The organism is Enterobacter sp. TMH.L2, from assembly GCF_050847315.1.
GTDB lineage: Bacteria > Pseudomonadota > Gammaproteobacteria > Enterobacterales > Enterobacteriaceae > Cedecea.
This window is the reverse complement of record NZ_CP193791.1, coordinates 4,704,932-4,728,538: the sequence shown is the minus strand read 5'-3', so window position 1 is coordinate 4,728,538 and position 23,607 is coordinate 4,704,932. Positions and strand designations below refer to the sequence as shown.

Sequence of the window (23,607 nt, the reverse complement as noted above, 5' to 3'; positions counted from 1 at the left end):
TAATCCATTGATATTTGAAAGTAAAAAAATTAATAAAAAAACCCGCCGAAGCGGGTTTTGGGATTGCGTCACAACACAAGGCAATTACTGCAGCAGAGAGATGTCCGCCACCTGCAGGAACAGCTCGCGCAGCTTGGTCAGCAGCGTCAGGCGGTTTATACGCAGATCTTTATCTTCTGCGTTTACCATCACTTTGTCGAAGAACTCATCCACCGGCTCGCGCAGGTTCGCCAGCTCTTCCAGGGCTTCCTGGTAACGGCCTTCGGCGAAGTACGGCTGTAGCTTATCGCGCAGCACGACAACGTTGGTCGCCAGGCGAATTTCTTCGGCTTCTTTCAGCACGGTGGCCTGTACGGTGTCGTTCAGCACTTCGTCAGACTTGGCAAGAATGTTGGAAACACGCTTGTTCGCCGCCGCCAGAGACGCCGCCGCTTCCAGAGTACGGAAGTGGGAAACCGCCTTCATGCGAGCATCGAAATCAGCCGGTTTGGTTGGACGACGCGCCAGTACCGCCTGGATGGTATCAACCGCGTGGCCTTCTTCCTGATACCAGGTGCGGAAGCGACCCAGCATAAAGTCGATAACCTCATCCACCACGTTGGTGTTGGTCAGCTTGCTGCCGTAGAGGCGAACCGCTTCTTCGGTCAGGGTCTGCAGATCCAGCGGCAGGTTTTTCTCGACGATAATACGCAGCACGCCCAGCGCGGCACGGCGCAGCGCAAACGGATCTTTGTCGCCTTTCGGATGCTGGCCGATGCCGAAGATGCCCGCAAGGGTGTCCATCTTGTCGGCAATCGCTACCGCACAGGCTACAAGGTTGGACGGCAGAGCATCGCCCGCAAAGCGGGGCTGGTACTGCTCGTTCAGCGCAACAGCCACGTCTTCCGCTTCGCCGTCGTGGCGCGCGTAGTGCATGCCCATCACGCCCTGGGTGTCGGTAAACTCGAACACCATGTTGGTCATCAGGTCGCACTTGGACAGCAGGCCTGCACGGGTCGCGTGGTTCACGTCGGCTCCAATCTGGCCCGCAATCCAGCCGGAAAGGGCTTCGATACGGTTGGTTTTGTCGCGCAGGGTGCCCAGCTCTTTCTGGAACAGCACGGTTTCCAGACGCGGCAGATTGTCTTCCAGCCGTTTTTTGCGGTCGGTATTGAAGAAGAACTCGGCATCTGCCAGGCGCGGGCGAACCACCTTCTCGTTACCGGAGATGATCTGCACCGGGTCTTTGGACTCGATGTTCGCCACGAAGATGAAGTTCGGCAGCAGTTTGCCGTCGGCCGCGTAGACCGGGAAGTACTTCTGGTCACCCTTCATGGTGTAAACCAGCGCTTCAGCAGGCACGGCCAGGAATTTCTCTTCGAACTTCGCGGTCAGCACCACCGGCCATTCCACCAGCGAGGTGACTTCTTCCAGCAGGCTTTCGCTCAGGTCAGCCTGACCGCCGATTTTACGGGCGGCTTCTTCGGCATCACGTTTGATGACGGCTTTACGCGCTTCGTAATCGGCAATGACCTTCCCGCGCTCCAGCAGGATCTGCGGGTACTGGTCGGCATTGTCGATGGTGAACTCCGGCTCGCCCATAAAGCGATGGCCGCGAATGACGCGGGCGGACTGAATGCCCAGAATAGTGGCAGGGATCAGTTCGTCACCCAGCAGCAGCGTCACGGTGTGAATCGGACGCACGAACTGGATATCGGACGCGCCCCAGCGCATCAGCTTAGGAATCGGCAGCTTCGCCAGAGAAGTGGCGATCATGTTTGGCAGCAGAGCCTGCACGCTTTCGCCCTTCACGTGGGCGCGATACATCAGCCACTCGCCTTTGTCGGTAGCCAGACGCTCGGCCTGGTCAACGGTGATCCCGCAGCCACGAGCCCAGCCTTCGGCGGCTTTGCTTGGTTTACCTTCAGCGTCGAACGCCGCAGACACCGCAGGGCCGCGTTTTTCGACTTCGCGATCCGGCTGTGAAGCCGCCAGATTAGCAATTTTCAGCGCCAGGCGACGCGGGGCAGCAAACCATTTTACTTCGCCGTGGGCGATGTTGGCCGCATCCAGCTCGGCGGTAACGTTGGCAGCGAAGGATTCAGCCAGGCTGCGCAGGGCTTTTGGTGGCAGCTCTTCAGTGCCGATCTCCACCAGAAAAGTTTTTTCAGACATGGCGGCCTCTTAGTTTTTCTTATTGCACATCGGGAAGCCAAGCGCTTCACGAGAAGCGTAGTAGGCTTCGGCCACGGCTTTGGTCAGGGTGCGAATGCGCAGAATGTAGCGCTGGCGCTCGGTCACGGAAATGGCCTTGCGCGCATCCAGCAGGTTAAAGCTGTGAGCGGCTTTCAGAATACGTTCGTAGGCCGGGAGCGGGAGCGGAGTTTCCAGCGCCAGCAGCTGCTGCGCTTCTTTCTCGTACTGCTCGAAGCAGGTGAACAGGAAGTCCACGTCGGCGTATTCGAAGTTATAGGTGGACTGCTCCACTTCGTTCTGGTGGAACACGTCGCCGTAGGTGGTTTTCCCCAGCGGGCCGTCGCTCCACAGGAGGTCGTAAACGCTGTCTACGCCCTGAATGTACATGGCCAGGCGCTCTAAACCGTAGGTGATTTCGCCGGTTACCGGCTTGCACTCGAGGCCACCAACCTGCTGGAAGTAGGTGAACTGCGTCACTTCCATGCCGTTGAGCCAGACTTCCCAGCCCAGGCCCCACGCGCCAAGCGTTGGGTTTTCCCAGTTATCTTCCACGAAACGAATGTCATGGATCTCCGGATCCATACCCAGCTCTTTCAGCGACCCGAGGTACAGCTCCTGAATGTTGTCCGGAGAAGGCTTAATCACTACCTGGAACTGGTAGTAGTGCTGTAAACGGTTCGGGTTTTCGCCGTAGCGGCCATCGGTAGGACGGCGGGACGGCTGCACATAAGCGGTGGCCATTGGCTCCGGCCCTAAGGCTCGCAGGCAGGTCATCGGGTGAGAGGTGCCTGCGCCCACTTCCATGTCCAAAGGTTGAACAATGGTGCAGCCCTGGCGAGCCCAGTAGTCCTGTAAAGTCAGGATCAGGCCTTGAAAGGTCTTGGTATCAAACTTTTGCATGTTGAATTCGCACGCGTTCGGTGGATTTAAGAGAAGCGGCCAGTATATACGCAAACGCGGTCGAGTTGTATCAACACGGCAACGGAACGGCCGTGAGGGAGAAAGGCGTCAGGTTGTTGCGCGTTGGTTGAGGTTTTCGCGGCTGGAAAGGTGTGAAAATTGACCGCTTTCGTCAAACGAACAGGTAAACCCCTCTTTGCGGGCGGTGCTGCCCATCATTTCGTAGCTGGCCTGATACTGCTTAAAATCTGACAGATTAATACGCTGCGGCTGGGTGTTGTAGCGATAAGCGGCCTGATTTTTACAGGCAAGCTCCATTGCTTCGGTGTGAACCACCGGGCGCAACTTCTGCGCGGCCTGGCCTTCCTGCGGCGTAGAACTGCAGGCGCTGAGCATTAACGCCAGAAAAGCGGTTAAGAGGAGCCTATTTTTTCTTTCTGCCATCATCATTCGCTACCAGTACGTTAAACTCGGTTTCTTATATCAACTCCTCGTGCAGCAGGCATTTTGCGAAGCCGCCACGGGGATAGCAAGATGCGCCGGGCAAACTCAGACATTTCCGGACACGGGTAAGCAAGCGGGTTCAGAGGGACGAATGCAGCAAAAAATAAACTGGATAGATAACCTTCGGGGCATCGCCTGCCTGATGGTGGTCATGATCCACACTACAACCTGGTACATCACGAATCCACACACCGTCACCGCGTTTAGCTGGGACTTTTCAAACGTTCTGAACTCGGCTTCTCGCGTCAGCGTCCCGCTGTTTTTCATGATTTCCGGCTACCTGTTTTTTGGTGAACGCAGCGCGCAGCAGCGGCACTTTCTACGGATAGCCAGCTGTCTGCTGTTTTATAGCGCCATTGCGCTGCTGTATATCTGGCTGTTTACCCCCATCAGCACCGGCCTTGCGCTACGCTACATCCTGGTCAAGCCGGTGTTCTACCACCTGTGGTTTTTCTTCGCGATTATGGTGATTTACCTGCTTTCACCGCTGATACAGGTGAAGAAAGTCAGTGCCGTGACAATTCTGGGGCTGATGGTGCTGCTTGGCGTGGTGGCCAACCCCAACACGGTGCCGCAGACGGTGGGCAATATGCGCTGGCTGCCCGTTAACCTCTACATCAACGGCGACACCTTCTATTACGTGCTTTATGGGCTGATTGGCCGGGCGGTTGGGATGATCGAAACCCAAAGAAAAGGCGTCAGCGGCCTGGCAGGCGGCCTGTTTGTGATTTGCGTCATCTCCATTGCGCTGGGCACGCATCAGCAGTTGGAAATCAACAAAAACTTCGCCGAAACCTTTTACGTCTACTGCGGCCCGCTGGTGTTTATCGCCGCCATCAGCCTGCTGGTCGTCGCCAAAAACTGCCTGAACCAGCGCCCGCTGCCCGGCCTGACGTTTATCTCACGCTACTCGCTGGGTATTTATGGGTTTCATGCGCTGATTATCCATTACCTGCGTACCCATAATATCGAGCTGACCCACTGGCCAGTGCTGGATATTCTGTGGATCTTCGGCGCGACGCTGGCGGGCAGCCTGCTGCTGGCCGTTGGGCTGGGAAAACTCGACCGCAAAAAGCTGGTGAGCTAAGCGTCGCGGCTGCGGCCTCTGGCCCGATGAAGCTGGCGCGGAGAGGAAAACCCGGCGGCGCTGGCGGCCTGTTCCATACGCTGCCCCTGCTGCAGCCGCTGTTCCGCCACCGCCAGCCGGAGCTGTTCCAGGTAGTCGCGCACGGAAATGCCCAGGTGATGCTGAAAAAGGCGGGATAAATGTCGGGGGCTGACGTGAACCCGGTTAGCAATTTCCGGGATCGGCCAGGCAGCCTCAGGTGCAGCCGAAAGCAGATCCTGTGCGCGATGCACCGCCGGGTGAATGTGGTTCCGGTAGCGAAGCCAGGGCGAAAGCTGCGGGTCGTCTCCCGAACGGCGGAACCAGACCACCATCTCTCTGGCAACATCGAGTGCCATCCGTGGCCCGCAGTGGCGGTTAATCAAATGCAAAGCGAGATCGATCCCCGATGTAATCCCTGCGCTGGTCCATATACCGCGATCTTCCACAAAAATGCGGTTATCTTTCACCTGCGCGCCCGGTGCAGCGGCTTTCAGTCTTTCAAGCACGTCATGGTGCGTTGTGCACTGAATGCCGTGCATCAAACCCGCACGGGCTGCCAGCAGCGCCCCGGAACAAACGCACATCAGATTAAGCTGCTGGCTATGGATTTGCGGCTGCAGCCGGGTTAACCAACGCCGGACTTCTTCCGCCTGCGGCGTGGCAAAAAAGCGGTTTGAATCGCATACACCGGGCAGCACCAGCAGACTTCCGGCGGGAAGGGTCTCAGGTAACGGCTGAATACCGCTGAACGTCAGGCCGATAGAGGTTTCGATCTCAGGGTCCGGGCCAATGTAGTGCAGATCAAACGCGTGCCTCGCCAGCACCAGCGTTTCCGCCGGGCCGCTCAGATCGAGGGACAACACCCCCGGCAGCACCACAAACCAGACCCCCACACTCATTCCAGCGACTCCAGGCACTCGGCTACGGTTTGAATTTCGGCGAACCGCCCTGCCAGCACGGTTTCGGTGCGGTGGCGCAGGCTGGCGGCGTCCAGCGTAACGCCTTTCCAGGTCATCGGGAAGGTCAGCATCGCCTCGCTAACAAAAGAAACCCGGTAGCCCAGGTCGGAGGCCACCCGCGCAGTGGTTTCGCAGCATTGTTCGGTGCGGATCCCACAGATAATCAGGTGGTTGATGTCTCGGGCACGGAGCCAATGATCCAGCCCGGTACCGGTAAACGCGTTGTGGACGTGTTTCTGGAAACTGACCGCAGGCTGATGGCGTAAAAATGGCATCGGCGTAACAAACCCGGAGGCCAGCGAAAAGACATCGTCTTCATCCACATGGAAGATATCCACCACCGGCACGCCTTTCTGCTGGCAGCCTGCAATGAGTGCCAGCATCGCCCGTTGGAACGCCGGGACATCATCCTCCCGCCAATAATCCCGGTGAAAGAAAGACTGCTGGGTATCAATATTGATCAGCGCTGTACGTGACATTTTCGGACTCCTTGTTAGTGAGGTTAAAACCATTCTGACAAGGGATTTCACGGTTGCTAATACCAAAAACGGACAGGATAGTGTTGGTTTGAGACGATGAACGCCTCGCTGCACGTCCGGCATCTTCTTCAACCGCAATTTATTCCCTCTCCCTGGAAGGGAGAGGGAATAAATCATGCCAACCTTAGCTTGTGATCCCCCTTGCCACCTTGAGGGGAGGAATAAGGTGAGGGGAAAGTGAACACGACACTCAGGACATCAGCGGCAGCAGCTGCTGATAAATCTGGTTAAAGACCTGGCGCCGCCCGGCATAGCGCTGATGGCGAGCCAAATCAGGCTGATGCCTTTGCTCCAGCGGCGGCTGAGGTAACAGAGTCTGTAAAGGCTGGCCCGGTGAGAGCGCGATTTGCGCCAGGCGCGCCGCCCCAAGCGCGGGCCCAACCTCGCCGCCGGTGCGGTAATCCAGCACCTGGCCGCTGATATCCGCCAGGATTTGCCGCCAGTACGGGCTACGTGCGCCGCCGCCAATCAGCGTGACGCTGTCCGGCGTAATACCGCATTCGTGCACAACGTCCATGCCGTCCGCCAGCGCGTAGCCCACGCCTTCCAGCACCGCGCGGGCAAGCTCGGCGGGGCCGTGCTGATGGGTCAGACCAAAAAAGGTGCCTTTAGCCTGCGGGTTATTATGCGGAGTACGCTCCCCGGAAAGATAAGGCAGGAACCAAACCACACCGGCGTCCTGATTTGCCTGTTCCGCCGCCGCCAGTAGAGCCGGTACGCTGCCGAGGCCAGTGAGTTTAGCTGCCCAGTCAAGGCAGGAGGCCGCGCTGAGCATCACCGACATCAAATGCCAGCGGTTGGGTAACGCATGGCAAAAACTGTGTACTGCACTTTCCGGCCTGCAGCGGAAACCGTCGCTGACGGCAAAATAAACCCCGGATGTCCCGAGCGAAAGCATTGCCTGTCCGGCATCAACCATGCCGACGCCAATAGCCCCTGCGGCATTGTCGCCCCCGCCAGCCACAACGGGCACAGCAGGCATTTTCCAGGCCTCTGCAACTTCTCGCGTTAGTACCCCGGTTATTTCACTGCCCTCAAACAATTCAGGCATGTGCCGCCGGGAAAGACGGCAGGCGTCGAGCATCGTGTCACTCCAGTCGCGCTTAGCGACATCCAGCCACATCGTGCCTGCCGCATCGGACATGTCACTGGCGAATTCTCCGGTCATTCTCAGACGCAGATAATCCTTCGGCAGCAGCACGTTATTAATTTGCGCAAAGATCTCAGGCTCATGACGCTCGACCCACAAAAGCTTAGGCGCGGTAAAGCCGGGCATCATCAGATTGCCGGTTATCGCTCTTGCCTCTTCTACGTTGCTCTCCAGCAACGCACATTCCTCGCCGCTGCGGCCATCGTTCCAAAGGATAGCCGGGCGGAGTACGCGCTGTTTGCTGTCCAGCAACGTTGCCCCATGCATCTGACCCGCAAGCCCAATCGCCTTTACACCGCTGAGTGCATGTTTCACGCCCAACGCCCGCATTGCACGGTCCGTTGCCTGCCACCAGTGTTCGGGATCTTGCTCGGACCACAGGGAATGAGGCCGGGATACAGTCAGCGGCTCGCTGCATGTAGCCATCACCTCACCTGCTTCACTGAGCAGGATCGCCTTCACGCCTGAGGTGCCAAGATCGATGCCGATATACATGGTAGCTCCTTAATATCGCGCCGCTTTTCAGCGGCGCAGGCAAGTTTAGTTATCGAACAAATAGTGGTTAATCAGGTTTTCCAGCCGCTCCTGATGCCCGCTTTGATGCTGCGGGGCCAGCTTGTGCTGCTCAGCGTACTGCGCCAGCTGCGTGAGCGATATCTGCCCTTTAAGAATTTGCTGGCCCAGCTCACTATTCCACCCGGCGTAGCGTTTGGCGACACGTTTATCAAGCTCGCCGTCTTCAACCATGCGGGCAGCCACTTTCAGCGCCAGCGCCATCGTATCCATGGCGCCGATATGACCATAAAACAGGTCATATTTGTCGGTACTCTGGCGGCGCACTTTGGCGTCAAAGTTCAGGCCACCCGTCGTGAACCCGCCAGCTTTCAGGATCTCATACATCACCAGCGCATTTTCCTCGACGCTGTTCGGGAACTGATCGGTATCCCAGCCCAGCTGCGGATCGCCCCGGTTAGCATCCACCGAGCCAAAAATACCCAGTGCAATCGCGCTGGCGATTTCGTGGTGGAATGAGTGACCGGCGAGCGTCGCGTGGTTAGCCTCAATGTTAACCTTTATCTCTTTTTCGAGACCAAACTGCTTCAGGAAGCCGTAGACCGTCGCCACGTCGTAATCGTACTGATGCTTGGTCGGTTCCTGCGGCTTCGGTTCGATAAGCAACGTGCCACGGAAGCCGATTTTATGCTTGTGCTCAACGACCATTTGCATAAAGCGCCCAATTTGCTCGCGCTCCTGCCGCAGGTCGGTATTCAGCAGGGTTTCATACCCTTCACGCCCGCCCCATAGCACATAGTTTTCCCCGCCCAGTTGATGCGTGGCGTTCATTGCCGTCACGACTTGCGTCGCCGCCCAGGTAAACACTTCGGGATCGGGATTCGTTGCTGCCCCAGCGCCGTAGCGAGGGTGGGTAAAGCAGTTAGCCGTGCCCCACAGCAGCTTCACGCCGCTGTCCTGTTGTTTTTGCGCCAGGACTTCCGTCATCTGTGCAAAATTGTTCAGGTATTCCTTAAGCGACGAGCCTTCAGGCGACACGTCAACATCATGAAAACAGTAATACGGCACGCCCAGTTTCTGGAAAAACTCAAACGCCACGTCGGCCTTGCGCTTCGCAAGCGCCATAGCGTCTCCGGCCTGCTGCCACGGGCGTTCGAAAGCACTCACGCCGAACATATCCGCGCCCGTCCAGCAGAATGTGTGCCAGTAGCAGGCCGCAAAACGCAGGTGCTCTTCCATGCGTTTTCCAAGAATTAATGCATCCGGATTGTAGTGACGAAACGCCAGTGGGTTGGTGGTTTTAGGGCCTTCAAAACGCACGCGATCGAGTTGGTCGAAATAAGCTTGCATAGTTAACTCCGTCATCAGAAAACTGCGGCAGGATAGCTGGTCAGCTCATCCTGAGTTTTCCCTGACGGTTGCTCAATTACGTTATTTCACTCTGGGATTGAGAGAATACTCAAATGTGCGTCACCTCGCAAAAAACGAATAAAATAATAAACAAACATCGCGTAACTGCTTCCATAAATTAGTGCAACAGGCTGGTCATTCAATATGAAATCAGATCGCCATCATAATTTTACGATTAAACAAAAAAACATAACGCGAAGATAAAAATCAGTAATTGATGCTTTCTCCATGAACGATAACAATTCAAACCGTCTGCTGATATGAATCACTCTTTATTCCGATAAGCCACTTTCCCCCTACAGGTAAATAACATGAAGATAAAGAACATCTTAGTTACGCTATGCGCCTCACTTATCCTGACCAGCGTAAGCGGCATCGCAAAAGAAGTGAAAATCGGTATGGCGATTGACGACCTTCGTCTGGAGCGCTGGCAAAAAGATCGCGATATTTTTGTGAAAAAGGCGGAATCGTTGGGGGCGAAAGTTTTTGTCCAGTCCGCTAATGGCAACGAAGAAACCCAGATGTCGCAAATTGAAAATATGATTAACCGCGGTGTTGATGTATTAGTGATTATCCCCTACAACGGCCAGGTATTAAGTAACGTGGTTGCAGAAGCTAAACGCGAAGGCATTAAAGTGCTCGCCTACGACCGCATGATTAATAATGCTGACATTGATTTTTATATTTCTTTCGACAATGAAAAAGTCGGTGAATTACAAGCAAAAAGCATTGTGAGTAAAGTGCCGCAGGGGAATTACTTCTTAATGGGCGGTTCGCCGGTGGATAATAATGCGAAATTATTCCGCGCCGGGCAGATGAAAGTATTAAAGCCTTATATCGACGATGGAAAAATTAAAGTCGTCGGCGATCAGTGGGTTGACGGCTGGCTGCCGGAAAACGCGCTGAAAATTATGGAAAATGCCCTGACCGCGAACAATAACAAGATTGATGCCGTTGTCGCCTCCAACGACGCCACTGCGGGCGGTGCAATTCAGGCGCTTAGCGCGCAGGGGCTGGCGGGGAAAGTGGCTATTTCAGGTCAGGATGCCGATCTCGCGGGCATTAAGCGCATTATTGCCGGTACCCAAACAATGACCGTCTATAAACCTATTACCAAACTGGCAGATACCGCCGCCGAAATTGCCGTCGATCTGGGGGAAGGTAAACAACCAGCCGCAGATGCCACATTGAATAATGGCCTGAAAGATGTTCCCTCCCGCCTCCTGACGCCTATTGAGGTGGAAAAAACCAATATCGACAGCACCGTCATTGCCGACGGTTTCCACAAAAAGAGCGATCTGTAGCCACCGGGCCTGCGCATACGCGGGCCTTCTCTTTCACCAGGAGGAGCCTTATGCCTCATTTGTTGGAAATGAAAAACATCACCAAATCCTTTGGGCAAGTAAAAGCCGTGGATAACGTGAGTCTGGCCCTGGACGCTGGAGAAGTGATGTCGCTGTGCGGTGAAAATGGCTCGGGCAAATCCACGCTGATGAAAGTGCTGTGTGGTATTTACCCTCACGGCAGCTATGAAGGTGAGATCTGGTTTGCCGGTGAGCCGCTGCAGGCGAGTCATATTCGCGACACTGAGCGCAAAGGCATCGCCATCATTCATCAGGAGCTGGCGCTGGTGAAGCATCTTACGGTGCTGGAAAACATCTTCCTCGGCGTAGAAATTACGCGCCACGGCCTGCTCGACTTCGATGCCATGACGTTACGCTGCCAGAAGCTGCTTGCCCAGGTGAACCTTACGCACTCCCCGGAAACTCACGTAGGAGATTTAGGGCTGGGGCAGCAACAATTGGTTGAGATCGCGAAGGCGCTGAACAAGCAGGTGCGGTTGCTGATTCTGGACGAACCCACCGCTTCGCTCACCGAGCAGGAAACCGCCGTACTGCTCGGGATAATTCGCGATCTGCAGGCGCACGGCATCGCCTGTATTTATATCTCCCACAAGCTCAATGAAGTTAAAGCCATTTCCGACACCATCTGCGTGATTCGCGACGGGCAGCCCATCGGCACCCGCGAAGCTAAGCAGATGAGCGAGGACGATATCATCACCATGATGGTTGGCCGGGAACTGACGGCGCTGTACCCCAGCGAACCTCACCAAACCGGCGATGAGATCCTCCGCGTCGAACACCTGACCGCATGGCACCCGGTCAACCGGCACATCAAGCGGGTCAACGATGCCTCTTTTTCTCTGCGAAAAGGGGAAATCCTGGGCATTGCCGGTTTGGTCGGGGCCGGAAGAACCGAGGCGGTGCAGTGTCTGTTTGGCGTTTGGCAGGGGCGCTGGGAAGGAAATATCTACATCGATGGGCAGCAGGTTCGTATCAATAACTGTCAGCAGGCTATCGCTCACGGCATCGCCATGGTGCCGGAAGATCGTAAGAAGGACGGCATCGTGCCGGTCATGGCCGTGGGGCAAAACATCACGCTTGCCGCATTGAGTCAGTTTACTGGCGCACTAAACAGCCTAGATGAAGCGCAAGAGCAGCACTGCATGCTGCAGTCGCTGACACGCCTGAAAGTCAAAACGTCATCGCCCAGCCTGGCGATTGGCCGCCTGAGCGGTGGGAACCAGCAAAAAGCAATTCTTGCCCGCTGCCTGCTGCTCAATCCGCGCATCCTGATACTCGATGAACCCACTCTAGGCATCGACATTGGCGCGAAATACGAGATCTACAAACTTATCAATCAACTGGTGCAGCAGGGGATCGCCGTCATTGTCATCTCCTCTGAACTACCGGAAGTGCTCGGCCTGAGCGATCGCGTACTGGTGATGCACGAAGGCCGCATTAAAGCCGATTTGATTAACCATAATCTGACCCAGGAAAAGGTCATGGAAGCCGCCCTGAGGAGTGACCCCCATGTCGAAAAGCAATTTGTCTGAAATGAAACTGACGGCACCAGGCCGCGCCTCCGTTAGAGCATTAAAATCGCTGAATTTGCAGGTTTTTGTCATGATTGCCGCCATCCTGGTCATCATGCTGTTCTTTACGTGGCAAACGGACGGCGCTTACCTGAGCGCCCGCAACGTCTCCAACCTCCTTCGGCAAACGGCCATTACCGGCATCCTCGCGGTGGGCATGGTGTTCGTCATTATTTCGGCTGAAATCGACCTCTCGGTTGGCTCAATGATGGGTCTTCTGGGCGGCGTAGCGGCCATTTTTGACGTCTGGCTCGGCTGGCCTCTGCCACTCACGATTGTTGTCACGCTGGCCCTGGGCCTGGTTCTCGGGGCATGGAACGGATGGTGGATTGCCTATCGCAAAGTGCCGTCGTTTATCGTCACGCTCGCGGGTATGCTGGCGTTTCGGGGAATTTTAATCGGCATCACCAATGGCACCACCGTGTCGCCCACCAGCGGAGCCATGTCGCAAATCGGGCAAAGCTACCTGTCAGACGGCATTGGCTTTACCGTTGGCGTTATCGGTTTGATGGGCTTTATTGCCTGGCAATGGCGGCTACGTATTCGCCGTCAGGCTCTGGGCCTTGCCGCGCCCGCGTCGGGTGGCTTTGTTGGCCGCCAGGCAATCACCGCCGTGATCGTACTCGGCGCCATCTGGCTGTTGAACGACTATCGCGGCGTTCCCACGCCGGTACTGATCCTTGCGCTGCTGCTGCTCGCCGGGATGTTTATGGCTACCCGAACTGCGTTTGGCCGCCGCATCTACGCCATCGGCGGCAATATTGATGCTGCGCGCCTTTCGGGAATCAACGTTGAACGTACCAAGCTAGCGGTGTTTGCTATAAACGGCCTGATGGTGGCGATTGCCGGGCTGATTCTTAGCTCGCGCCTCGGAGCAGGCTCACCTTCCGCCGGGAACATCGCCGAACTGGATGCCATTGCCGCCTGTGTTATTGGTGGAACCAGCCTGGCGGGTGGTATCGGCAGCGTTGCCGGTGCGGTGATGGGGGCATTTATTATGGCTTCGCTCGACAACGGCATGAGCATGATGGACGTCCCGACCTTCTGGCAGTACATAGTGAAAGGCGCCATTTTGCTGCTCGCGGTGTGGATGGATTCTGCGACCAAACGCCGGGCGTAATGTGCCTGGCGGGCAAAACGTGCAAACGATCACAATGCCGGGGTGGCGTTCCCCGGCTCGCTCGCGGCTGTGATATGCAGACATCTGGTTAGCTACGGGAAACTATCGGCATGTTTGAGAAACGTCATCGCATTACGCTGCTATTCAACGCCAATAAAGTCTATGACCGTCAGGTAGTCGAAGGCGTGGGGGAATATTTGCAGGCCTCTCAGTCAGAATGGGACATTTTTATCGAAGAGGACTTTCGCGCCCGGATCGATAATATCAAAGAGTGGCTGGGCGACGGCGTGATTGCCGATTTTGACGATCGGGAGATTGAACACTTGCTGGAAGGCGCCGAAGTCCCGATTGTCGGCGTCGGTGGCTCCTACCACACGCCGGAGCACTATCCCGCAGTGCATTACATCGCGACCGACAACCACGCGCTGGTGGAAAGCGCCTTCCTGCACCTGAAGGAGAAAGGCGTGCAGCGTTTTGCGTTTTATGGGTTGCCCGGCTCGAGCGGCAAACGTTGGGCGGCCGAACGAGAGCACGCTTTTCGTCAATTGGTTGCGAAGGAAAAGTACCGGGGCGTGATTTATCAGGGCATAGAAACGGCACCAGAAAACTGGCAGCACGCCCAAAACCGCCTGGCGGACTGGGTACAAACGCTGCCGCCGCAAACCGGCATTATTGCGGTCACGGACGCCCGAGCCCGACACCTGCTGCAGGTCTGCGAGCACCTGCATATCCCCGTCCCGGAAAAGCTTTGCGTTATCGGCATCGATAACGAGGAGCTGACCCGTTATTTATCGCGGGTCGCGCTTTCGTCAGTAGCGCAGGGTACGCGTCAGATGGGCTACCAGGCCGCCAAACTGCTACACCGCCTGCTGGACAGCGAAATCCTGCCGCTCCAGCGTGTGCTAGTGCCGCCGGTGAGGGTTGTGGAACGCCGCTCCACGGATTATCGCTCGCTGCATGACCCGGCGGTAATCCAGGCGATGCACTACATCCGCAATCACGCCTGCAAAGGGATCAAGGTCGAACAAGTGCTGGATGCGGTCGGGATCTCACGTTCGAACCTGGAGAAACGTTTTAAAGAAGAGGTCGGCGAGACGATTCACGCGGTAATCCACGCCGAAAAACTGGAAAAAGCGCGCAGCCTACTGATTTCAACTTCTCTATCTATCAATGAAATATCACAGATGTGCGGCTACCCGTCTTTGCAATATTTCTATTCGGTATTTAAAAAAGAGTATGACGCCACGCCTAAAGAACACCGCGATCGCTTTAGCGAAATTTTAGTTTAAACCTCTAAATAACAATGCCCTCCGAAGAGGGCATTGTTTATTTCATTCAGGCAATGAAAATTAATTCGGCAGCATTAAACGCTGGTTGCTCTGATACATCGCGAACAGGAAGTTATTATAGCTTGAGCCTTTCGCCGAATACCCTTTCAGCTTGTGAATCATATTATTAGCCGTCACTTCCTGATCCGCTTTGCGCAGCTTGGCACGCTCTTTACGGAACGAAGAATAGGCCGGATGGGTATTCAGGTTAGCGACGTAAGCATTCACGCCTTCATTCACAGAGCCGTAATGCAGGTAACCTTTCACTTTACCGGGCTCGCTGTTGCAATGGCGCTTGGTGCACTTCATGCCAAACAGATTGTTGTTGCTGCGGGCAAGTTTAGATGTGCCCCAGCCGCTTTCCGCCGCTGCCATTGTCGCCACCATATTGGTAGGAATGATATCGACTTTTTCCAGCAGGCTGTTCCACGGCACACGGTTGGTATTGCCGCGCCACGCCACCTTGTAACGCTGGGTAATTTCTTTCAGACGTGCACGCTCAGTCGGCGACCAGCGCTTTTCGTACTGCTTTGAAATCAACCAGTTACGGTCGGCAGTTATCGCTGCATTTTGGCGGGTAATATATGGCATGACCGTCCGGAGAAACGCTTTTTTCCTTGGTGTCCCGGAAGGGTATTTTCGCAAATCAGGAAGCGAACCATTTTCACTATTGCGAGAATACTCTTTTTTACTACTTGCCAGTTTACTGCTTACCGCTTTCTTGCTGCTTACTTTCGTTATATGGGCCTTGCTGTGCGATTTAGGCTCATGTTTACTGGCGAGCGCGTGACTTGAAAAGCCCACGGTCAGCAGCATGAGTATCGCGGCCCCGAATCGTCGAAATGGGGGTGATATCATTAGCTCTCCTGGTCGGATCGATCGTTTCCAGTGCCTTATTTTTTAAAAGGTTTTAGAAAAACAGAGGCGAATTATATCAAAATTAACCGCTCAGAGCACCTTTAGAAATAGTACTATTCCGAAACAATGTCACCTATGAACTTCTTATGGTGATAAAAAGTATTGTAAAATTCGGGGCTTAATCACACTTCGCGGCACAGTAAAAAAATGCACTGCGGAGGATGATTCCCGCATTTAGAGAGTGAGATTATTGGTTATATTTTTAAGGTGGCGGCGGCAATAGCCTGACGGCGGAACGACCGGGGTTAAGGCGCTCAAATAACATTTGATACAGGAAAACTGGCAACATGAGCCTGGTGCAGAACCTGATAAAAAAAGCCTTTGCAACGGCGAACGCTAACGAAGCCGCAAGCTTCCTTGCCAGCGCGTGCAACCGTATGAAAGCGCATAATAAAGAGCAAATTCAGGCCGAGGTTAGCGCAGCATTAGTTAACGTTAATCTTGTTCGCATCAGTGAAAAACCGCCGCAAACCAAAACGGTTTACCAGGACTCGCCGGAAACCCTCCGTCGCCTGAGAGAAGCTGAGTCACTCTCCACCAGCCTGCTTGCCCAGCTGCGAGAAGCCCAGCAGCGCTCCGCTCAGGGTAACACCGTAGAAACAACCACCCGCCTGCAACGATATGAAAAACAGGTCACAGAGCTCCAGAAAGCGCTGAATATCAGTCAGGAAATGCACCTGAAAGAATCTGCCCTGGTGCGCAGCGTGATGCAGCGGGAAATCGACGAGCTGAAAAGCCTGCTGAACCGCCAGAAAGAGTCCGGCTCCGGGCTGCTGGAGACACATCAGCGGGAAAAGGCCGAGCTTCATCAGCGCCTGGAAGCCGCCGACGAACTGATTAAAACCCAGCAGGAAGCGCGCTACAAAGCGGAAGCGGAAGTGGCGATCCTGCAGGAAAAACTCGAGAATCTGCGCGCCGATAACCATTACAGCTTTGAGCAGTGTGAAACCCTGAACGCCAGGCTCACCAAAACAATCGATGAGCTGCTCGCCACCCGCAACACGCTGAGCGCCCACTTCGGCCACTGGTTAACGAACAAATAAAAACGTTAACACCGTCACTCACCCCGGCGGCTACACCCTGTAAAACACACGGGCAGGATGAGCGCATGTTTCCAGGGGCATGGCAAACTGCGCAATAAATCCTCACTGGATGATGCGTATGACACGACTCTCTCTCTGCCTGTTGTTCACGCCCTGCCTTGCATTCGCGGGCTGGAACGCGCCTGGGCTTTCTGCTTTTCAGGCCACACATCCGGGCTTGTTTACCAGCGCAACACACCTCGATAAAAGTATCCTTCCCCTCAGGCTGACGCAGGATAATCAATGCTGGCAGCCCTCAGAGGCCATCAAACTTAATCAGGTTCTGTCCCTGACGCCTTGCGCCGGGGATGCCCCGACGTGGCGGGTTTTCCGCGCCGGAGAGTACCAGGCGCAAATAGATACCCGCAGCGGGACGCCAACGCTGATGCTGACCCTTCAGCCGGAGGCCAGCAGTCAGCCCCTGCAAGTGATGGCGCAGTGCCCGAAATGGGATGGAAAGCCGCTCAACGTCGATGTCAGCAGCACTTTTGCTGAAGGATCGGTTGTGCGGGATTTCTACAGCGGGAATACGGCCCAGGTTGAGCAAGGCCACATCACGCTGATGCCCGCGGCCGGAAGCGGCGCTTTATTGCTGCTGGAATCTGCCACTGTGGCGAAGCCTGCCCCGTTTAGCTGGCAGAATGCGACGGTCTATTTCGTTCTCACCGACCGTTTTGAAAACGGCAACCCGGCGAACGACCACAGCTATGGCCGCCATAAAGACGGCATGCAGGAAATAGGCACCTTCCACGGCGGCGACCTTGCCGGGCTGACCAGCAAACTGGATTACCTGCAGCAGCTTGGCGTTAACGCGCTCTGGATAAGCTCCCCGCTGGAGCAAATTCACGGCTGGGTGGGCGGCGGCACCAAAGGTGATTTCCCGCATTACGCCTACCACGGCTATTACACCCAGGACTGGACGAAGCTTGATGCCAACATGGGCAACGAAGCCGATCTCCGCCGACTGGTGGATGAAGCCCATCAGCGCGGGATCCGCATTCTGTTTGACGTCGTGATGAATCACACCGGATACGCGACGCTCGCCGACATGCAGGCATACCAGTTTGGTGCCCTCTATCTCAAAGGTGATGAACTTAAAAAAACCCTCGGCGAGCGCTGGACTGACTGGAAGCCAGCCCCGGGCCAAAGCTGGCACAGCTTTAACGATTACATCAACTTCAGCGACAAGGCCGCGTGGGATAAGTGGTGGGGCAAAGCCTGGATCAGAACGGATATTGGCGATTACGACAATCCCGGCTTTGACGATTTAACCATGTCGCTCGCCTTCCTGCCCGATTTGAAAACCGAAGCGACCGCGCCAGCAGAATTACCGGCGTTTTACAGCCGCAAGCCGGATACCGCTGCAAAGGCGATTCCGGGCTACACGGTTCGCGATTACCTGACCCACTGGCTAAGTCAGTGGGTGCGTGACTACGGCATTGATGGCTTCAGGGTCGATACGGCAAAACACGTCGAAAAAGCGGCCTGGCAGCAATTAAAAACGCAGTCCAGCGCGGCATTGGCTGAATGGAAACAAGTCAACCCGGACAAAAAAATTGACGATGCTCCGTTCTGGATGACGGGCGAAGCCTGGGGGCATGGCGTGATGAAAAGCGACTACTACGCCAGCGGCTTCGACGCGATGATCAACTTCGACTATCAGGAACAGGCGGCCAAAGCCGTAGATTGCCTGGCCACGATTGGCCCGACCTGGCAGCAAATGTCTGACAAACTTCAGCAATTCAACGTGCTGAGCTACCTCTCCTCCCACGACACCCGCCTGTTCCGGGAAGGTGGACAAAAAGCGGCGGAGCTGTTGCTGCTCACGCCAGGCGCGGTGCAAATCTTCTACGGGGATGAAACCCAAAGGCCGTTTGGCCCGACGGGCTCTGACCCACTACAGGGCACCCGCTCAGACATGAACTGGCAGGATGCCACCGGCCCGCAGGCCACAACGCTTGCCCACTGGCAGAAGCTGAGCCAGTTCCGCGCCCGCCACCAGGCCATCGGCGCAGGAAAACAAACCACGTTGAGCATAAAACAGGGCTATGCCTTTAGCCGGGTCAGCGGGGATGACAAGGTGATCGTGGTGTGGGCGGGCAATCCATAGGCGTTAAAGCCCCTCAGCAAGGGAGAAAATAAGCGGTTTATTCCCTCTCCGTGAGGGAGAGGGTTAGGGTGAGGGTAATAACGCCACATCCCTGAAAAGAGCGCCCGGCTTCAACATATCCTGCTGCACAGCACAAATCACACAGCATATTCGCCAACAGTGACTATGCTTACCGGGTTTGCACGGCGTTATTTGTAGCGCTATGGTTAGCCTCTTTTCAAAAGTATTCAGCAGACCCACGTTATGACGTTTTCACTTTTCGGCGATAAATTCACCCGCCATGCAGGCATCACCCGCCTGATGGAGGATCTCAACGACGGCCTGCGCACACCAGGCGCCATCATGCTTGGCGGTGGCAACCCTGCGCAGATCCCGGCGATGAACGACTACTTCCAGCAGCTGCTTTCCGAGATGCTGGCCAGCGGTAAACTGACCGACACACTATGCAACTACGACGGTCCGCAGGGGAAAAGTGAACTGCTAAAATTGCTTGCCGGTATGCTGCGCGATGAACTGGGTTGGGACATCGAACCACAGAATATTGCACTAACAAACGGCAGTCAGAGTGCATTTTTCTACTTGTTTAACCTTTTCGCCGGACGTCATGCGGATGGTCGCACCAAAAAGGTGCTCTTCCCGCTGGCGCCGGAGTACATTGGCTACGCGGATGCCGGACTGGAAGAAGAGCTGTTTGTCTCCACCCGTCCGAACATCGAACTGTTGCCGGAAGGCCAGTTTAAGTACCACGTTGACTTCGAACACCTGCATATCGGCGAAGATACCGGCATGATCTGCGTATCTCGTCCGACGAACCCGACCGGCAACGTAATCACCGACGAAGAACTGATGAACCTGGACGCGCTGGCGAACCAGCACGGCATTCCGCTGGTGATCGATAACGCCTACGGCGTGCCTTTCCCCGGCATCATCTTTAGCGAAGCCCGCCCGCTGTGGAACCCGAACATCATCCTGTGCATGAGTCTGTCCAAGCTCGGCCTGCCGGGCAGCCGCTGTGGGATCATTATCGCTAACGAGAAAATCATCTCCGCCATCAGCAACATGAACGGCATTATCAGCCTGGCGCCGGGCGGCATTGGCCCAGCCATGGCCTGCGAAATGATTAAGCGGAACGATCTGCTGCGCCTGTCTGAAACGGTTATCAAGCCGTTTTACTACCAGCGCGTGCAGGAGACTATCGCCGTACTCCGCCGCTATCTGTCGCCGGAACGCTGCCTGATCCACAAGCCGGAAGGCGCTATCTTCCTGTGGTTGTGGTTTAAAGACCTGCCGATCACCACCGAGCTGCTGTACCAGCGCCTGAAAAAGCGCGGCGTGCTGATGGTGCCGGGCGATTACTTCTTCCCGGGGCTGGACAAGCCGTGGCCGCACACGCACCAGTGCATGCGCATGAACTATGTCCCGGAGCCGGAAAAGATCGAGGCAGGGGTGAAAATCCTGGCTGAAGAGATTGAGCGAGCCTGGGCGGAAGCCGAATAACGAGTAACAATGTAAAACGGGGCTTAATGCCCCGCTTTCTTATCTCACCACTAAAGCGTCATAGCCTTTCCAGCGGTAGTTCAGCATCGAAATCCCCCAGCAGGCGATAAACAGCCCGACCACAACAAATCCGGCGTTGCCGAGGTTGTCGTTGAGCGCACCAACCCACTGCCAGATCCCGTCCTCTAACTGGAATTTATCAGCCAGCAGGCCCAGCGCTTCAAGCCCACCGATAAACAACGCCACCACCACAGAAGTGCCGGTAATCGTCATGTTGTAGTAGAGCTTGCGCTGCGGTTTGTTAAACGCCCAGCCGTAGGCACCCACCATAATCACGTTGTCGAGGGTATCCACCAGCGCCATGCCGCTGGCAAACAGCGCCGGGAATACCAGAATCGACCAGATGGACATGCCGCTGGAGGCGCTGGCGGCAGAAATGCCCAACACACCAATTTCGGTGGCGGTGTCAAAGCCGAGGCCGAACAGGAAGCCGACCAGGTACATGTGCCAGCTTTTGCCGATCAGGCGAAAAACAGAGTTAAACAGCCAGCTCATCATGCCGCCGCCGGTCATTTCCGTCGCATCTGCAGCCAGCGGTTCACCGCGTTTAAGCTGGCGGAAGTTGCGCCGCACGCCACGCAGGATGACCAAGTTAACCAGCGCCATCGCCAGCAGGAAGCAGGCCGACACGGCGGTGCCGATCACGCCGCCAACGTCATGGAACCAGTCCATTTTTTGCTGGAAAGCCGCAGCAGTAGCTGCAATGGCGACAGAAGCCAGAATCACAATGCTGGAGTGACCCAACGAGAACCAGGCTCCCACGCCAAACGGGCGTTTGCCCTGCTGCATCATTTTGCGGGTGACGTTATCAATCGCGGCGATATGGTCGGCGTCTACCGCGTGGCGCAGGCCGTAGCACCAGGCCAACAGGCTGGCCGCCATCAGCGCCGAGCTGTGGTTAAACGCCGCCAGCGCCCAGGCCCAGGCGGCAAAGTTAGCAGCCACTAAAACCGCCAGCAGCAGGCCGGCGCGCGGGTTGTCACGAAGAACACGCATTAACATCTTTTTTATCCTTGTGGTGATTCAAATAGCGGGCAGCGGCAACCACTGCCTGCCCCAGGGAAAGCGCCCCGTCACCGGCGGGAAGCCGCGTCGGGAAGAGAGGGGTGAAATCGGAGAGATAGAACGCCAGGCGCTCGCGCAGCAGCCGGTTGTGCAGCACGCCACCGCAGCAGGCCACGGTGGTCACGCCGGTGAGCAGGGCATGATGGCGAACCAGCGCCGACAGGCCTTTCGCCAGGGCATCGTGAAACGCCCAGGCCCGCGCTCCGGCCTCGCCCTGCCAGCCAAACCATTGCCGCCAGAAGGCCGCCAGATCGAGATGACCGTTCACCAACGGCAGCGTGACAGGGTGCGAGCAGGGGCCAGCGTCCAGCGCCAGGGCTTCAAGGTGACAGGCGGCTTCGCCTTCATAGCTTTGTTGGTAAGGCGCACAGTTGAGCGCGGTGGCAACGGCATCAAACAGCCGCCCGCAGGATGAGGCTAGTGGGGCATTAACTCCGCGAGCCACCGCTTTTGCCAGAGGTCGCCAGGCCTGCGCCCGCACAGCTTCTGTTTCGGGATAACGCTGCCAGCCGGGCACAAACGCCTCGCACTGAGCGAGCAGGTTACGCCACGGCTGCACGGCGGCCAGATCTCCCCCCGGCAACGCCACGGCCGGCAATCCGCCGAGAGAGACACAGCGCCGGTAATTCACCAGCAGGCATTCGCCGCCCCAAAGCTGGCCAGCTTCGCCATAGCCAATGCCGTCCAGCGCAAGGGCAATGACGTTGCCGCCGTTCAGCGGCCAGCCGTGTTCGGCCAGGCAGGCCGCCGTATGGGCGTGGTGATGCAGTACTTCAGTAACAGGAAGCGCCATGTCATGCCCCACCTGCGCGCTGCGGTAGTAAGGATGTGCGTCGAGCGCGACATGCTCTGCCTTAAAGCCGTAGATCTCGCTCATCAGCGCCAGCGAGCTTTGCCATTGGGCCTCCACGCCCTCCTGAGCCAAATCGCCAAAATGCTGACTCAGCACCGCCTGCCCGCCGCGAACCAGGCAGAAGGTATTTTTGAGATCGCCCCCCAACGCCAGAATCGGCGGCAGGTCTTTAAAGCCAGCGGGCAAAGGAAGCGCATCCGGCACAAAACCTCGCGCACGGCGCAGCATTTCGCCGCTGGCTCGCATCACCGAGTCGTCCATGCGCTGAAGAATGTCCCGGTTATGCAGCAGAAAACCGTCGGCAATACCGTCCAAATCCTGAAGCGCCTGAGCATTGTCGATGGCTGGCGGCCTGCCGTTGAGGTTCCCGGAGGTCATCACCAGCGGGCCACCAAAGTCCTGAACCAGCAGGTGCTGGAGCGGGTTAGCGGGCAGCATTACGCCGGTTTCGTTTCGCCCCGGCGCCACGGCAGCGCTCAGCTCAGGCAAAACATCACTCGCCACCAGCACCACCGGTGCTGCAGGCGTGGCAAGCCGCGCCATGGCCTCATCAGGCAACCCTTCGGGCGTAGCAATCATCACCGCCAGCGGTTTGGCGGGCCGCTGCTTACGCGCCCGGAGGCGTTCAACGGCGGCATTGTTACGGGCATCCACGGCAAGGTGAAAACCGCCCAAACCTTTAACCGCCACGATTTTTCCCTCACGCAGCGCGGCAACGGCCAGGGCGACCGCCTGCTCGCCGTCCAGTCGCTGCGCGCCCTGCTGCCAGTAGATCTGCGGCCCGCAGTCCGGGCAAGCTACCGGCTGAGCGTGAAAACGCCTGTCCATCGGGTTGCGATATTCTTCCTCGCAGGCGGCACAGAGCGGAAACGCCGCCATCACCGTGGACGGACGGTCATAAGGCATCGCCCGGATGATGGTGAAACGTGGCCCACAGTGAGTGCAGTTGATAAACGGGTAGCGGTAGCGGCGGTCGGTCGGATCGTTAAGCTCGCGCAGGCATTCCGGGCAGGTGGCGGCATCCGGTACGATTTGGGTGTCCATCGCGCCATGGCCGCTGTGGCGAATGCTAAAGTCCTGGGGCAAAACGTCCCAGAAAATTGGCTGCTGCGCCACGCTGTCGATGCGCGCCAGCGGCGGGCAGTATTCGTGCAGTTCGCTCAGAAACGCTTCCGGGTTGGCCACCAGACGAACCACAACGCCTTCGCCATCGTTGCAGACATCGCCCATCAGCTTCAGCCGCTGTGCGATTTGCCAGACAAAGGGGCGGAAACCAACGCCCTGGACTTTACCGCGAATGCGGAGTTCGGTGCCCCTCACCCTGGCCCTCTCCCCAGAGGGGAGAGGGGACAAATCGAGTTCAGACTCCACGATTCCTTCA

Annotated in this window: 18 protein-coding genes; 8 read left to right on the top strand and 10 right to left on the bottom strand. The window is 56.5% G+C overall.

Annotation, left to right across the window (positions count from 1 at the left end; all coding sequences use genetic code 11):
* Nucleotides 1-84 precede the first annotated feature (84 nt).
* The 3 genes from glyS to ACREYP_RS22610 all read right to left on the bottom strand — a co-directional run bounded on the left by glyS (nucleotide 85) and on the right by ACREYP_RS22610 (nucleotide 3,471).
* Nucleotides 85-2,154, bottom strand: coding sequence for a glycine--tRNA ligase subunit beta (gene glyS, locus ACREYP_RS22620; RefSeq protein WP_008457646.1), 2,070 nt, complete (start codon nucleotides 2,152-2,154; stop codon nucleotides 85-87).
* Nucleotides 2,155-2,163: 9 nt separating this feature from the next.
* Complete coding sequence (glyQ, locus tag ACREYP_RS22615; protein ID WP_336819331.1) at nucleotides 2,164-3,075, bottom strand: glycine--tRNA ligase subunit alpha; 912 nt, start codon at nucleotides 3,073-3,075, stop codon at nucleotides 2,164-2,166.
* 108 nt (nucleotides 3,076-3,183) lie between these two features.
* Nucleotides 3,184-3,471 carry a YsaB family lipoprotein gene (locus tag ACREYP_RS22610; RefSeq protein WP_157141404.1) on the bottom strand — a complete coding sequence of 96 codons (288 nt, stop codon included), beginning with the start codon at nucleotides 3,469-3,471 and terminating at the stop codon, nucleotides 3,184-3,186.
* Nucleotides 3,472-3,670: 199 nt separating this feature from the next.
* On the opposite strand from ACREYP_RS22610, the gene ACREYP_RS22605 reads away from it, so the two are divergent.
* Nucleotides 3,671-4,666: an acyltransferase gene (locus ACREYP_RS22605; protein WP_336819330.1), complete on the top strand. Its 996-nt coding sequence runs from the start codon at nucleotides 3,671-3,673 to the stop codon at nucleotides 4,664-4,666.
* On the opposite strand, the gene ACREYP_RS22600 is transcribed toward ACREYP_RS22605, so the two are convergent.
* The 4 genes from ACREYP_RS22600 to xylA all read right to left on the bottom strand — a co-directional run bounded on the left by ACREYP_RS22600 (nucleotide 4,663) and on the right by xylA (nucleotide 9,198).
* Nucleotides 4,663-5,586 (bottom strand): GlxA family transcriptional regulator, encoded by a 924-nt coding sequence (locus ACREYP_RS22600; protein WP_008457654.1) that lies wholly within the window; start codon nucleotides 5,584-5,586, stop codon nucleotides 4,663-4,665. The genes ACREYP_RS22605 and ACREYP_RS22600 overlap by 4 nt on opposite strands.
* On the bottom strand, nucleotides 5,583-6,125 hold the full coding sequence (locus ACREYP_RS22595; protein WP_166994887.1) for an isochorismatase family protein: 543 nt from the start codon (nucleotides 6,123-6,125) through the stop codon (nucleotides 5,583-5,585). Before ACREYP_RS22595 ends, ACREYP_RS22600 begins: the two co-directional genes overlap by 4 nt.
* A 250-nt stretch (nucleotides 6,126-6,375) precedes the next feature.
* Nucleotides 6,376-7,830 carry a xylulokinase gene (xylB, locus tag ACREYP_RS22590; RefSeq protein ID WP_336819328.1) on the bottom strand — a complete coding sequence of 485 codons (1,455 nt, stop codon included), beginning with the start codon at nucleotides 7,828-7,830 and terminating at the stop codon, nucleotides 6,376-6,378.
* Between the two features lie 45 nt (nucleotides 7,831-7,875).
* Nucleotides 7,876-9,198 (bottom strand): xylose isomerase, encoded by a 1,323-nt coding sequence (gene xylA / locus ACREYP_RS22585; RefSeq protein ID WP_336819326.1) that lies wholly within the window; start codon nucleotides 9,196-9,198, stop codon nucleotides 7,876-7,878.
* A 371-nt stretch (nucleotides 9,199-9,569) separates the two neighbouring features.
* Here xylA and xylF point away from each other — a divergent pair, with 371 nt between their 5' ends.
* The 4 genes from xylF to xylR all read left to right on the top strand — a co-directional run bounded on the left by xylF (nucleotide 9,570) and on the right by xylR (nucleotide 14,602).
* Nucleotides 9,570-10,562 (top strand): D-xylose ABC transporter substrate-binding protein, encoded by a 993-nt coding sequence (gene xylF, locus ACREYP_RS22580; protein WP_008457658.1) that lies wholly within the window; start codon nucleotides 9,570-9,572, stop codon nucleotides 10,560-10,562.
* 50 nt (nucleotides 10,563-10,612) lie between these two features.
* The gene (locus ACREYP_RS22575; protein WP_336819324.1) at nucleotides 10,613-12,154 is read left to right on the top strand and encodes a xylose ABC transporter ATP-binding protein; all 1,542 of its coding nucleotides are present in this window, start codon (nucleotides 10,613-10,615) and stop codon (nucleotides 12,152-12,154) included.
* Nucleotides 12,132-13,313: a xylose ABC transporter permease XylH gene (gene xylH, locus ACREYP_RS22570; RefSeq protein ID WP_008457662.1), complete on the top strand. Its 1,182-nt coding sequence runs from the start codon at nucleotides 12,132-12,134 to the stop codon at nucleotides 13,311-13,313. The genes ACREYP_RS22575 and xylH overlap by 23 nt, the downstream gene beginning before the upstream one ends.
* 110 nt (nucleotides 13,314-13,423) lie before the next feature.
* Nucleotides 13,424-14,602: a D-xylose utilization transcriptional activator XylR gene (gene xylR / locus ACREYP_RS22565; RefSeq protein ID WP_008457664.1), complete on the top strand. Its 1,179-nt coding sequence runs from the start codon at nucleotides 13,424-13,426 to the stop codon at nucleotides 14,600-14,602.
* Between the two features lie 60 nt (nucleotides 14,603-14,662).
* Here xylR and ACREYP_RS22560 read toward each other — a convergent pair whose 3' ends face one another.
* Nucleotides 14,663-15,499 (bottom strand): protein bax, encoded by an 837-nt coding sequence (locus ACREYP_RS22560; protein ID WP_008457665.1) that lies wholly within the window; start codon nucleotides 15,497-15,499, stop codon nucleotides 14,663-14,665.
* Between the two features lie 347 nt (nucleotides 15,500-15,846).
* Here ACREYP_RS22560 and ACREYP_RS22555 point away from each other — a divergent pair, with 347 nt between their 5' ends.
* The 3 genes from ACREYP_RS22555 (at nucleotide 15,847) to avtA (ending at nucleotide 20,248) form a co-directional block, all read left to right on the top strand.
* Entirely contained in the window at nucleotides 15,847-16,602 is a 756-nt protein-coding gene (locus ACREYP_RS22555) for a hypothetical protein (protein ID WP_008457667.1), read from the top strand.
* Nucleotides 16,603-16,720: 118 nt separating this feature from the next.
* Nucleotides 16,721-18,751, top strand: coding sequence for an alpha-amylase (locus ACREYP_RS22550; protein WP_008457668.1), 2,031 nt, complete (start codon nucleotides 16,721-16,723; stop codon nucleotides 18,749-18,751).
* A gap of 243 nt (nucleotides 18,752-18,994) precedes the next feature.
* Nucleotides 18,995-20,248 (top strand): valine--pyruvate transaminase, encoded by a 1,254-nt coding sequence (gene avtA, locus ACREYP_RS22545; protein WP_008457670.1) that lies wholly within the window; start codon nucleotides 18,995-18,997, stop codon nucleotides 20,246-20,248.
* A 39-nt stretch (nucleotides 20,249-20,287) separates the two neighbouring features.
* On the opposite strand, the gene ACREYP_RS22540 is transcribed toward avtA, so the two are convergent.
* Together ACREYP_RS22540 and hypF are read right to left on the bottom strand one after the other, a co-directional pair.
* On the bottom strand, nucleotides 20,288-21,310 hold the full coding sequence (locus ACREYP_RS22540; protein WP_336819323.1) for a HoxN/HupN/NixA family nickel/cobalt transporter: 1,023 nt from the start codon (nucleotides 21,308-21,310) through the stop codon (nucleotides 20,288-20,290).
* Nucleotides 21,288-23,546: a carbamoyltransferase HypF gene (gene hypF, locus ACREYP_RS22535; RefSeq protein WP_008457674.1), complete on the bottom strand. Its 2,259-nt coding sequence runs from the start codon at nucleotides 23,544-23,546 to the stop codon at nucleotides 21,288-21,290. The genes ACREYP_RS22540 and hypF overlap by 23 nt, the downstream gene beginning before the upstream one ends.
* Nucleotides 23,547-23,607 lie beyond the last annotated feature (61 nt).